Source organism: Thiomicrorhabdus aquaedulcis, from assembly GCF_004001325.1.
Taxonomy (GTDB): Bacteria; Pseudomonadota; Gammaproteobacteria; order Thiomicrospirales; family Thiomicrospiraceae; genus Thiomicrorhabdus; species Thiomicrorhabdus aquaedulcis.
Genome location: NZ_AP018722.1, coordinates 1,729,771 through 1,742,505, shown reverse-complemented (window position 1 = coordinate 1,742,505; position 12,735 = coordinate 1,729,771). Strand labels below are relative to the sequence as shown.

Genomic DNA, 12,735 nt, shown 5'->3' with positions numbered 1-12,735 from the left:
ATAAAGGCAATTACTCGGCTTCGGCTACAAACTCATCTTCACTGAATTTGCTGATTTTTTTATAGGCTTTACGCACCGCTTTTTTAACGCGAGTTTCTACTTCAATGTGCTCGTGGGTGGACATGTAAAACGACATATCAATGTCAAAACGAATGTATCTGGGGGGTAAACGATTGAGCGCAATACAGGCCATGTCGGCCAGTTGGTTTTCATCTAAATGTTTGTCTAAATAGTGTTCGCGTATTTCATTAATAACCAAACGTTCGTAGTAGTTGTGTACGGTATCCATTGACATAATGGGCTCCAAAGAGGGTAGAAATTGAGTGGGTGATGTAAGGACGAATGGGCAAGGTTCGACTTGGCTTTAAATAATTTAATTTAATATACAGCAATTTTACCAATAAAAAAAGCACTCCCGTTGGTGACGGAAGTGCTTTTAAAGGCGTTGCGATTGCGTAGTTTTTTAACGCAATGTTACGGTGCTTTTTTAGCTTTCGCGTGCTACCGCACGGTAACCAATATCATCGCGGTAATAAGCTTCTTGCCATTGCACTTCTTGCACACCTTGGTAGGCGCGTTTTTGTGCGGCGGTTACGCTTTCACCCAGCGCGGTCACGCATAAAACGCGACCACCCGAGGTAATAACTTGACCTTCGGCGTTGAGCGCCGTGCCTGCATGAAAGACTTTTAAATCGGCGGCATTAACATGGTCAAGCCCCGAAATAACGTCGCCTTTACGGTAGTTGTCTTCAGGGTAACCGCCAGCGGCCATGACCACGCCCAAGGCCGCGCGGGTGTCCCATTGTGCGGTTATGGTGTCCAGTTTGCCATCAATGGCGGCTAAACACAGTTGCGCTAAATCCGATTTTAAACGCATCATAATCGGCTGGGTTTCCGGGTCGCCAAAACGGCAGTTAAATTCCAATACTTTTGGGGCGCCATTGGGGTCAATCATCACGCCGGCGTATAAAAATCCGGTGTAAGGTAATCCGTCTTTGGCCATGCCTTCAATGGTGGGGTAAATCACCTCTTGCATAATGCGATCATGCACCGCGCGGGTTACCACAGGGGCGGGGGTGTAAGCGCCCATGCCGCCGGTGTTGGGACCCGTATCGCCATTGTTGCGCGCTTTGTGGTCTTGAGAGGTTGCCATGGGTAAAACGTTTTTGCCGTCGGCCATCACAATAAAACTGGCTTCTTCCCCCACCAAAAACTCTTCAATTACCACACGAGCACCGGCTTGACCAAATTTGTTACCGGCCAGCATGTCGTTTACCGCATCAATCGCTTCGGCCAGGGTTTGCGCCAAAATAACGCCTTTGCCAGCGGCCAAACCGTCGGCTTTAACCACAATAGGCGCGCCCATTTTTTGAATGTAATTAATCGCTGGTAAAATTTCGGTAAACACCGCGTACGCGGCAGTCGGAATATTGTGTTTGGCTAAGAAGTCTTTAGAAAACGCTTTAGAGCCTTCCAATTGCGCGGCGTCTTTGTCAGGGCCAAAACATTTTAATCCGGCGTCTTTGAACGCATTAACCACACCCAGTACTAAAGGCACTTCGGGGCCAACAATGGTTAATTCAATGTGATTGTCGGCCGCAAACGTTACCAGGCCTGGTAAGTCATCTGCGGCAATGGGCACATTGATTAAATTGGGTTCAAGTGCGGTTCCGGCGTTGCCAGGCGCAACATACACTTGGGACACTTGGCTCGATTGAGCGGTTTTCCAGGCCAAAGCGTGTTCACGTCCACCGCCACCAATAATTAATACTTTCATTGTCGTTTCTCTTTTTAGTTTGAACCACGAAGTCACGAAGACCAGAGGATTTTATGAAGGTTGACACGAAATCTCTTCGTACATTCATGTCTTCGTGGTTAAAGTTGTTTAGTGTTTAAAGTGTCTCATGCCGGTAAAGACCATGGCAATGCCGTGTTCGTTGGCGGCGTCAATGACTTCTTGATCGCGCATTGAGCCACCCGGGTGAATCACAGCGGTAATGCCTGCCGCTGCGGCTGCATCAATGCCGTCTCTAAACGGAAAAAACGCGTCCGATGCCATTACCGAACCGGGTACTTCTAAGCCTTCGTCGGCGGCTTTAATGCCGGCAATTTTAGCCGAATAGACGCGGCTCATTTGCCCAGCGCCCACACCAATGGTCATGCCGTCTTTAACGTACACAATGGCGTTGGATTTTACAAATTTGGCGACGTTCCACGCAAACATCAGGTCTTGCATTTGCGCGGCGGTTGGGGCGATTTTGGTGACCACTTTAAGGTCATCAACCGTCACCATGCCTAGGTCGCGGTCTTGCACCAGCAGGCCACCGGTCACTTTTTTGTAATCGTAAGCCGGTAATGGTTGGCCTAACGCACCACAGGTTAATAAACGTACATTTTGCTTGGTGCTCACCACCGCTTGCGCTTCTGTAGAGACGCTGGGCGCAATAATCACTTCCACAAACTGACGATCGACAATCGCTTGCGCGGTGGTGGCGTCTAATTCGCGGTTAAAGGCAATAATGCCGCCAAAGGCCGACGTTGGGTCGGTTTTGTAAGCGCGGTCGTAAGCGTCAAACTGACTGTCGCCCAGCGCCACACCGCAAGGGTTGGCGTGTTTTACAATCACGCACGCGTTTTGCGTAAAGGTTTTAACCAATTCTAATGCAGCGTCGGTGTCGGCGATGTTGTTAAACGATAACTCTTTGCCTTGCAGTTGCACGGCCGTAGAAATAGACGCTTCGGCTGGTGCGCGTTCGGTGTAAAAAGCCGCCGACTGATGGGGGTTTTCGCCATAACGCATCGACTGTTTTTTGACAAACTGCGTGCTAAAGGTGCGCGGAAAGGTATCGGCTTTGTCTTGGTCTGTGTCTTTGTTAAACATCGTGCCAAAGTAGTTGGCAATGGCACCGTCGTAGCGGGCGGTTTGTTCAAAGGTTTTAATGGCCAAATCAAAACGGGTGGCGTGCGAAAGCTGGCCGTTATGGTCTTGCAGTTCGGTCAAATACGGGCGTAGTCGGCTGGGTCGGTTACTACGGCCACGTCTTTGTGGTTTTTAGCCGCCGAACGCAACATGGTCGGCCCGCCAATATCGATGTTTTCGACCGCGTCTTCTAACGCGCAATTTGGGTTGGCCACGGTGGCTTCAAATGGGTAAAGGTTCACCACGACCATGTCGATGGGGTCAATGCCGTGTTGAGCCATAATGGCGTCATCGGTACCACGACGGCCTAATAATCCACCGTGAATTTTGGGGTGCAAAGTTTTCACTCGTCCGTCCATCATTTCTGGAAACCCAGTGTATTCAGACACTTCGGTAACCGGTAAACCCGCATTAGACAGCACTTTGTAGGTGCCGCCGGTGGATAAAATGGCGACGTTCATGGCGATTAAAGATTCGGCAAATTCTAAAATGCCGGTTTTATCAGAAACGCTAATAAGCGCACGACGGACGGGTTTCATGGTGGTGAGTGCTCCAAAAATGGGTTATCGATAAAAATGGGTTAAAATTTTGCGACCTTACATCAGCTCGTATTTGTGCATTTTTTTTCTAAGGGTATTACGGTTAATGCCTAAAATCTGTGCGGTTTGCGTTTGGTTATATTCGGTTTTATTGAGCACAAATTCAATCAGCGGTTTTTCAACCTGTTGAATCACCATGTCGTGTAAATCGCAAATAGACTCTTCTTGCAACGTCTCAAAATAGCGCTCTAACGTTTGGGTGACTTGCTGGCTTAACGAGTGGTGTGAAACAGGTCGGGTCATAATGTGGCTGTCGGTTGTGAGTTAAAATAGAGTTCAAGGTGTTCAAGTTGCGCTTGAGATGTTTCAAGCGCGTTAAATGTTTTTCTAAGCGCGTTGCCATCGCTTTTATTATTGCTCTTGCCATTATTAGGCAGGCGCTGTGCATACCAGCCTATGTGTTTGCGCGCAATGCGCACGCCAAGGGTTTCACCGTATAGGTCGTGTAAGCCCAAAACGTGTTTTAACAGGGTGCTGTAAAACTCAGCAGAGGTGGGTGGCTCTGCGTGCGTATGAGTAGTAAGGTAATGATTTATTTCACGAAATATCCACGGATACCCTTGTGCCGCGCGCCCAATCATTAACCCATCGGCAAGTGTGTATTTTAATACAAATTTAGCCTGTTCGGGGGTGCAAATGTCGCCGTTTGCAATCACAGGAATGCTTAAGGCTTGTTTTACCTGCTTAATGGTTTCGTATTCGGCCAAACCATTAAATTTATCGGCACGCGTGCGTCCGTGAATGGTGATGGCTTGCAGGCCATGTTCTTGGGCTAATAAACCAATTTGCAGCGCATTTTTATGGTCGTGATCACTGCCTGTGCGGGTTTTAACGGTAACGGGCACGTCAACGGCGCTGACCACAGCTTTAAAAATATCGGCTACGCGCTCTGGATAGCGCATTAACGCTGAGCCTGCGGCCACGTCGCACACCTTTTTGGCAGGACACCCCATGTTTAAATCAATGATTTGTGCGCCTTGCGCCACCTGCCACGCGGCGGCTTGCGCGAGTTCGTCTGGGTGGGTGCCCAGCAGTTGAATGGCACGCGGTTCGGGGTCGCTTAGGTTAACGTGTCGGGTGGCCGATTTTTTGGATTCCCATAACGATTTTTTAGACGCCACCATTTCGGCCAACGTGTGTCCCGCACCGTTTTGTCGGCAAAGTTCTCTAAACACGGCATCGCTAATGCCGGCCATGGGCGCCAAAATTAGACGGTTGTTAAAGGTGTAGGGGCCAATGGTGAGCATAGTGGGTTCTTTATAGTGGCTTAAATCATCACAGCGCTTTGACCAGGCCTGGTCAAAGGTGTTTTAACATTATTAAGCGGTTATCAAACTAATAGATGTGCCGTAATGTTACAGTTTTTTACCGGCCAACAATCCCCACTCTTCTTGAGTTTGCAAGGTGTTGAGTTCAAAGCCTAATGTTTGGTAATGCGCCATGAGCTCAGGAGCTTGGTTGGCCAATAAACCCGACAGCACCAGGGTGGCACCGGGTTTTAACAAGCGCAAAATTCAGGGGCTAACTCTTTGAGTGGGCCGGCTAATATATTGGCCATCAGCAAATCGACCGGAGGGCTGTCAAAGTCTTTAACCAGTGCAAAGGCTAGGTTTTCTTGATTGCGGCGGGCGTTTTCTTGGCTGGCGGTAATCGCTTGCGGGTCAATGTCGGTACCGCTTACACTGGCTGCCCCGAGTTTTTTAGCCGCGAGCGCTAAAATTCCCGAGCCACAGCCGTAATCAATGACCGTTTGATTAAGCGGTGCGTGCTGATCTAACCAGGTTAAACACAGCGCGGTGGTTGGGTGCGTGCCCGTACCAAACGCCATGCCTGGGTCAAGCATTAGGTTTACGGCATCGGGTTGCGGTGGGGTTTTCCAACTGGGCACAATCCACAAGCGGTCGCCAAACAGCATGGGGTGAAATTGATCCATCCATTCACGAATCCAATCTTTGTCTTCAAGTTGTTCTACTTTGTAGCTACTGGCGGCAATGTGCGGCAGGCTTTGCGTTAGCAAGGCAATCACGGCATTGGCGTCAACTTGTGCATCGTACAGTGCAATGACTTTGGTGCTGGCCCAAATAGGCGTAGTGCCCAATTCGGGTTCAAAAATGGGTTGATCCAGTGCGTCTTCAAAGGTCACCGATGCGGCTTGCGCGTCCATAAACGCATCGGATAAGGGTTCGGCCAATGCTTCTTCTACGGTGGTGTTAATTTGTATCCAAGCCATCATGGTTCCTTTGATTTTGGTAAGTTAACGCTAAACATCTAAACTTAAAAGTTATAAATTTAAAAGCCAAAAATGCAAAAGCTAAAAATGCAAAAGCTAAAAACTTAAAATGAAAAAAGGCACGAACCAGCAAAGTAATGCACCTTGCCGGTTCGTGCCTTTTGTAAACCTCGTTAAACTAGGTGTTCTAAACGTTCTTCTAAATAGTGAATGTTACGTCCGCCGTCTTTAAAGCCGCCGTCGTTCATAATTTCACGTTGCATTTGAATATTGGTGTCAATGCCTTTAATCACCAATTCGCTTAGGGCGCTGTTCATGCGGGCAATGGCCACTTCGCGGCTGCTGCCAAAGCAAATAAGTTTGCCAATCATCGAATCGTAATGCGGTGGAATGGTGTAGCCGGTGTAAATGTGCGATTCCCAACGCACACCCAGACCACCTGGCAAATGCAAACGCTCAAGTTTACCGGGCGAGGGCATAAAGTTTTTGGCTGGGTTTTCGGCGTTAATGCGGCACTCGATGGCATGACCACTGATGTTAACGTCTTCTTGCTTAATGCTAAGCGGCATGCCCATAGCGATTTCGATTTGCGCTTTAACCAAGTCAATGCCCGTGACCATTTCGGTAACACAGTGCTCAACCTGTAAACGGGTGTTCATTTCAATAAAATAAAACTCGCCGTTTTCGTATAAAATTCAAACGTGCCTGCGCCACGGTAGTTAATGGCCAAACACGCTTTTACGCAGGCCGCACCAATGCGGTTGCGTTGTTCTAGGTTAATGCCTGGTGCAGGCGCTTCTTCGACCACTTTTTGGTGACGACGTTGCATAGAACAATCGCGTTCACCCAAATGAATGGCTTGGCCTTGGCCGTCGGCAAGCACCTGAATTTCAATATGACGAGGGTTTTCTAAAAACTTTTCCATGTAAACTTCAGGATTGCCAAAAAAGCTACCGGCTTCAGACTTGGTGAGCTGAATAGACTTAAGCAAATTGGCTTCGGTGTGTACCACACGCATACCGCGTCCGCCGCCGCCGCCCGAGGCTTTAATAATTATAGGGTAACCAATCTCTTTGGCTACACGGTGATTTTCAATGTCGTCGGTGCCCAATGGGCCACCCGAACCGGGAACAGTCGGAACACCCGCCGCCATCATGGCGCGAATGGCCGACACTTTATCGCCCATAATGCGAATGGTTTCGGCTTTAGGGCCAATAAAATAAAGCCGCTTTCTTCAACGCGCTCGGCAAAGTCGGCGTTTTCAGATAAAAATCCGTAACCTGGGTGAATCGCGCCCGCGTCGGTAACTTCGGCGGCGGCGATAATGGCCGGAACATTTAAATAACTTAAACTCGACGACGGCGGTCCAATACACACCGATTCGTCCGCCAGTAAAACGTGCTTTAAATGTGCGTCGGCAGTGGAGTGCACGGCCACGGTTTTAATGCCTAATTCTTTACAGGCGCGCAACACGCGTAGGGCGATTTCGCCGCGGTTGGCAATAAGAATTTTTTCAATCATAGTAAAGCTTCCTTGTTGAGTAGGGTTACGCGTTATTATTCAATAACAAACAACGTTTGGCCGTATTCAACTGGTTCGCCATTGACCGCGACGATTTGCTTAATTTTGCCGGCTTTGTCAGCCTCAATGGGGTTCATGATTTTCATGGCTTCAATAATGCATAAGGTGTCACCTTCAGCAACCGAATCGCCTACTTTTACAAACGCACCCGCGTCGGGTGACGGCGACGCGTAAAACGTGCCCACCATAGGAGAAGTCATTTTATGACCGCTTGGCTCGGCTGCGACCGCAACCACCGAGGCTTCGGTCACAATAGGTGCGGCATGGGTTGGCGCCGATTGCATGGCACTTTGCATAGGGTAGTGGGTATGTTGTGGGGCGGCATACATAATGGGTTCTTTGCTGCGGGTAATACGAATATTGTGCTCGCCTTCTTTAATTTCAATTTCAGCGATGTCAGATTGTTCAACAATTTCAATTAGTTTACGAATTGAACGAATATCCATTTTTTGATCCTTTGATTTTTCTTTTAAATTGTTTTTTGACGAATCTTTTTTGGCCTTAGCGGTTTTTTGCTTGGGCGTAAACGAGTCGGTTGGCGAATGAGTCATGTTTTTGGTTCGCTTTCTTAGGTTAAGAATAAAGTGTCTGTTGGTTGGTTACTGGTTTTGCGCGGTGCTTTTAAACCAGTGTTTGACTACGTTCTTAGTTTTTCAACGGCGGCGGTTAATGCAAGCTCGTAGCCGATTACGCCCAGTCCGGCAATGACACCGTCGGCTAAATCTGAAAAATACGAATGCGCTCTAAAGGGTTCGCGCTTGTGAATGTTTGAAAGGTGAACTTCGATAAAGGGTATTTTTACCGTGGCTAATGCATCGCGAATGGCAACACTGGTGTGCGTAAAGGCGGCTGGATTAATAATAATGTAGTCGGTGCCGTCCATCATCGCTTCGTGAATGCGGTTAATAATTTCGTGTTCGGCGTTAGACTGAAAATCAAACAGGCCTACGTTGTAGTCTTCGGCGAGATTTTCTAGGGTTTCTAAAATGTCGCCAAGCGTTTGGTGGCCGTAAATTTCGGGCTCGCGTCGGCCAAGCATGTTTAAATTGGGGCCGTTTATCACCAAAATGGTTGCTAGCATAACCTCATCCAAATTACGTTAATTGCAAAATTATAACTGAACTAACCTCATTACTCTATATTACTGTATGCAAAAGACACTAAAAAACCGTAAATGTCAGTAATAGTCACGTACCGTCGTTATTGACGGCAAACGTGGCTAAACTGGTTAAAGTCGCTAAATTAGTAAAAAAGGTTAAGGTGTTTATTTATTGCGGTAACGCGGTTTGCACATTAACCAAAAGGCGTCGGCTTTTTTAAAGCCTATTACTCGTTGCGCTTTTTGTTCTTGACCTTGTGCGTTAAAAAACAAAATGGCCGGTGGGCCTATTAAGCCAAAGCGTTTCATTAAGGCTTTGTCGGCGGCATCGTTTGCGGTGACGTCGGCTTTAAGCAGGGTTACACCCGCTAAAGCATTTTGCACCTGGGCGTCTGAGAAGGTGAATTTTTCCATCTCTTTGCAGCTTACGCACCAGTCGGCGTAAAAGTCGAACATTACGGGTTGACCCTTGGCCAGTTCGGCGTCAAGCTCTTGTTCGGTTTTAATGGTTTTAAAGCTTAAGTGTTGGCTTTGTTGCGTTACACCCGCTGAGCCCGCGCCGCCTTGAAACACTTTAAGCGGCTGCATCATCTCTTTAGAGCCACCCAATAAGCCCACTAAAATAAGCGTACCGTATATAAACAGCGCCAATCCTAGGCCTTTAAACAGTTTAAACCAGCCTGACTTGGCCTGCGTTGATTCAAACGCGCCCAAGTAAATGGCCGAAAACATCAATAACAGTGCCCAGCTTAACAGCGTTACTTCGGCCGGAACCACGCGTTCAAGCATCCATATGGCAATACCAATCAGCATCACCCCAAACACCGCTTTAACGCCATCCATCCATGCCCCCGCGCGCGGTAGCAATTTGCCAGCCGATGTGCCCAGTAATAATAGAGGCAAGCCCATCCCCATACTCATGGCAAATAAGGCCACGCCACCCAGAAGGGCATCACCGGTTTGACCAATGTAAATCAGCGCACCCGCCAAAGGTGGGGCAACGCAAGGGCCCACAATTAAGGCCGATAAAAAGCCCATAATGGCCACGCCGGTTAAGGTGCCACCTTGCTGTTTGTTGGATAAATTAGCCAGTTTGGTTTGTAAGCGGCTGGGCAGTTGCAGTTCGTAAAAGCCAAACATCGACAGCGCCAGCAGTAAGAAGATGACTGCAAAACTACCGATAATCCATGGGTTTTGAAACGCCGCTTGCAAGTTTTCACCAAAAATACCGGCCAATACGCCCGCCACCGTGTAAGTCACCGACATGGCCAGCACGTACACTAACGACATGGTAAAGGCGCGGCGCGTAGTCAACTGGTCGCCCTGACCGACGATAATGCTGGATAAAATAGGAATCATTGGAAACACGCACGGCGTAAACGCCAGCAGTAAACCAAAAATAAAGAAGGTGGCGATTACAATCCACACACTGCTGTTTTTTAGGGTGTCGGCGATTTGGTCGGTTTCAGACAAACCTTCCGAAAAATTAATATCACTTTTGGCTGTAGAAGTCGCAGGCGTAGAGGTAGTTTGTGTATTGATTTGCCCGGCCAATACATCCACTGGTTTTTTCATGGGCGGGTAACACACGCCTAACAGGGCAGAACATCCCTGAAACTCAACTTGTATGGTGGCCTTGTCGGTTAATGCGCTGATGGGCAAAATAACGCTGGTTTGACCATGAAATACCTCGGTTTTGCCAAATAATGGGTCGTCAATTTGGGTGGCCTTGGGCAGTTCTACATCGCCCAATGTGGCGTTGCCTTGTATAACGCTAAATTTAATTTTGTCTTTATAAAGATGGTAATCGGGTGCAATGTTCCAAGTGGCGACCAATTGACCGTTGCTGTTAATTTGCGTGGTAAACGCAAATGCCGCATCGGCGTCCAATAGCTCGGCTTGTTTGCTGTTGCCGGTAAGCAATTTGTTTAAATCGCCTAACGACGAAAATCCATTAGACGATGGAGCGGCAGAGGCAACGCTTAACGCTTGTGGCGGAATGGTGACACTTAAAGTGCGGGTTTGCGGTGGGTAACATACGCCAATTTTGTCGGCACAGCCTTGGTATTTAATGGTTAAGTTGGCTGTTTGTGAGGCTGTACTTTGGTAAGGCAGAGTAATAATGGCACGCTTAGAAAATACCTCGGTTTTACCAAATAGCGGATCGTCATACGCTTTACTGGCCGAAAAACTCGGTTCGCTTAAGCTCAGTGTGTCGGCAGTAACCGAAATTTTGTCTTTGTAAAGTTTGTAGTCGTCCGCAATGTCCCAGGTAACGCTAATTTTGCCGTCTTGAACGACCGGTGTTTGCAGTGCAAACGCTTGATCCACTTCTAATAAATCGTCACTGGCGTTGACCAGGCCTGGTTGAATCCACACCCAAAAACTTAAAACAAAGGTTTTTAAAAAGGTGTTAAAAAGTGTTTTAGCAGGTATTGCTCGCATGGTATTCTCTCGCGCATAGGTTTTGTTTATGGTGACCACTTGTTTACCGATGCGGTTGCAAGTAATAACGCCATAAAGTCAAAGTTAGTCCATGATTTTACCCTCAAATACACCCAAAGAGACCGTTAAATGAAAATTTTATTATTATTTGTATTGATTCCATTGCTTGAGCTTTATGTACTGATTCAGGTTGGCGGTGCCATTGGCGCGTTAACCACCGTTTTATGGGTGGTGGCCAGCGCGTTTATTGGATTGGCGTTAATGCGCAGTCAAGGTTTGGCCACCATGCAAAAAGCCCAAATAGCGATGGCGCAAGGCCAAGCCCCACAAGATGCTTTGTTAGAAGGTGTGTTTATATTTATAGGCGGGTTGTTGCTGTTTGTACCTGGGCTTATTACCGATGCTGTTGGGGTGTTGTTTTTAATTACACCGGTGCGCCAGTACTTTATTAAAAAAAGCATGCAAGGCCAAGCCTATCGCTTTAAAAGCCGCACCCAAGGCCAATACTACGACGGGCAATGGAGTGAAACACACAACAGCCAAAAACAACTCAAACACACCAGCAAAGGTCATGTTATTGAAGGTGAACTAGAAAATCCCGCGCAGGACGATTCGAAGAAGTCTTGACAGGCTGATTTGTAAATAAAATAACGTGTCATTGCGGGCTTGACCTGCAATCTATTGCCAAGAACGTGTTAGATGCCGTGTCGTGGCACGGCATGACGGATTTAAGTTACTTGGCTTGACAGGCTGATTTGTAAATAAAATAACTTGTCATTGCGGGCTTGACCCGCAATCTATTGCCAAGAACGCGGTAGATGCCGTGTCGTGGCACGGTATGACGGGTTTGCGTTGCTTAGCTTGAAAAATTTACGTTACTTGGTTTTATCGTGGTGTGCTGTTAAGAGGCAATCACAAATAATCTTCCAAAATTTCTTGGTAGCCGTCTTGGTAGGTGGGGTATATAAACTCGTAGCCGGTGGCGCGGATTTTGGCGTTAGACAAACGTTTGTTGCTGCGTTGAACGCGTGAGTTTTCGGTGGGTTCGTTGTATTCCACTTCGGGTACGCTGAGTTGTTCGGCAATCCAGTTGTACACGTCACACGACAGGGTGGGTAGGTTGTCTACTCCAATGTAAAGGGGTTCTACTTGCTCAGGGGCTGTTTCGTTTAACTGCATTAGGTGCATTAACATGCCTACGCAATCGGCCGAGTGAATGCGGTTGCTCCACACGTCGTCCATGCAATGGGCTTTGCCGTGTTTAACCAACTCAATTAAATGGGTGCGGCCAGGGCCGTAAATACCGCCAAAACGCACAATGGTGGTCGCGACATCACTGCTTAACGCCAACTCTTCGCCTTCTAAAATACGTTTGGTCGAAAAATTATTGCTAACGGTTGGGCTGGCTTCGGTGACTTTTTGGCCATCGCTTTGACCAAATACCGAGGTGCTAGAGATAAAAAACAGGCGTTTAATGGGCGTGGTTTGCAGTTTTAAAGCGTTTAAGGTGTTGCGTAAGCCTTGCACATAGGCTTGATAGTACGCAGGGTCTTTGTATTTGCCGGCTGAGGTCATGTAAAACACATAGTCGATGTCTTGCGGCAGGGCGGGCAAAGGTTGCGCTAAGTCGGCACCTATGGGCGTAATGCAATCGGGCAAGGCCGCAATGTTGCGACGTAGACCAAATACTTTATGGCCTTGAGCGGTTAATTGAGTTCCTAACTGGCAACCAATGTCGCCACAACCCACAATTAAAATGTTTGACATGCTTTTAAGCCCCTTATTTTTTGCCTAGTATGCACAAAAAGCCCAAAACAAAAAAGGCTCGGGTTAAAAAAAAGATGTTTAAGGCGGTTAAAGC

General features: G+C 47.7%; 9 protein-coding genes and 3 pseudogenes. 1 reads left to right on the top strand and 11 read right to left on the bottom strand.

Annotated features, from left to right (window positions below; translation table 11 throughout):
- Positions 1 to 10 precede the first annotated feature (10 nt).
- The 10 genes and pseudogenes from EP181_RS07935 to EP181_RS07890 form a co-directional block, all read right to left on the bottom strand.
- The gene (locus EP181_RS07935) at positions 11 to 295 is read right to left on the bottom strand and encodes a late competence development ComFB family protein (RefSeq protein WP_127471163.1); all 285 of its coding nucleotides are present in this window, start codon (positions 293 to 295) and stop codon (positions 11 to 13) included.
- 192 nt (positions 296 to 487) lie between these two features.
- Positions 488 to 1,777, bottom strand: a complete 1,290-nt coding sequence (gene purD, locus EP181_RS07930) for a phosphoribosylamine--glycine ligase (protein ID WP_127471162.1) — start codon at positions 1,775 to 1,777, stop codon at positions 488 to 490.
- A 108-nt stretch (positions 1,778 to 1,885) separates the two neighbouring features.
- Positions 1,886 to 3,459 (bottom strand): annotated as a pseudogene (purH, locus tag EP181_RS07925) (bifunctional phosphoribosylaminoimidazolecarboxamide formyltransferase/IMP cyclohydrolase).
- 57 nt (positions 3,460 to 3,516) lie between these two features.
- Complete coding sequence (locus EP181_RS07920) at positions 3,517 to 3,762, bottom strand: helix-turn-helix domain-containing protein (RefSeq protein WP_127471161.1); 246 nt, start codon at positions 3,760 to 3,762, stop codon at positions 3,517 to 3,519.
- Positions 3,759 to 4,766 carry a tRNA dihydrouridine synthase DusB gene (dusB, locus tag EP181_RS07915; protein ID WP_127471160.1) on the bottom strand — a complete coding sequence of 336 codons (1,008 nt, stop codon included), beginning with the start codon at positions 4,764 to 4,766 and terminating at the stop codon, positions 3,759 to 3,761. The genes EP181_RS07920 and dusB overlap by 4 nt, the downstream gene beginning before the upstream one ends.
- 108 nt (positions 4,767 to 4,874) lie before the next feature.
- A pseudogene (gene prmA, locus EP181_RS07910) lies at positions 4,875 to 5,683 on the bottom strand (50S ribosomal protein L11 methyltransferase).
- Positions 5,684 to 5,922: 239 nt separating this feature from the next.
- Positions 5,923 to 7,270, bottom strand: a pseudogene (gene accC / locus EP181_RS07905) (acetyl-CoA carboxylase biotin carboxylase subunit).
- Between the two features lie 35 nt (positions 7,271 to 7,305).
- Positions 7,306 to 7,776: an acetyl-CoA carboxylase biotin carboxyl carrier protein gene (accB, locus tag EP181_RS07900; RefSeq protein ID WP_127471870.1), complete on the bottom strand. Its 471-nt coding sequence runs from the start codon at positions 7,774 to 7,776 to the stop codon at positions 7,306 to 7,308.
- Between the two features lie 191 nt (positions 7,777 to 7,967).
- Positions 7,968 to 8,411, bottom strand: a complete 444-nt coding sequence (aroQ, locus tag EP181_RS07895; RefSeq protein WP_127471159.1) for a type II 3-dehydroquinate dehydratase — start codon at positions 8,409 to 8,411, stop codon at positions 7,968 to 7,970.
- A gap of 183 nt (positions 8,412 to 8,594) precedes the next feature.
- A complete protein-coding gene (locus EP181_RS07890; RefSeq protein WP_127471158.1) occupies positions 8,595 to 10,874 on the bottom strand; it encodes a protein-disulfide reductase DsbD in 2,280 nt (759 codons plus the stop codon).
- 129 nt (positions 10,875 to 11,003) lie between these two features.
- Here EP181_RS07890 and EP181_RS07885 point away from each other — a divergent pair, with 129 nt between their 5' ends.
- Complete coding sequence (locus EP181_RS07885) at positions 11,004 to 11,501, top strand: FxsA family protein (RefSeq protein WP_127471157.1); 498 nt, start codon at positions 11,004 to 11,006, stop codon at positions 11,499 to 11,501.
- A 285-nt stretch (positions 11,502 to 11,786) separates the two neighbouring features.
- Here EP181_RS07885 and EP181_RS07880 read toward each other — a convergent pair whose 3' ends face one another.
- Positions 11,787 to 12,641 (bottom strand): SDR family oxidoreductase, encoded by an 855-nt coding sequence (locus EP181_RS07880; protein ID WP_127471156.1) that lies wholly within the window; start codon positions 12,639 to 12,641, stop codon positions 11,787 to 11,789.
- Between the last annotated feature and the right edge of the window lie 94 nt (positions 12,642 to 12,735).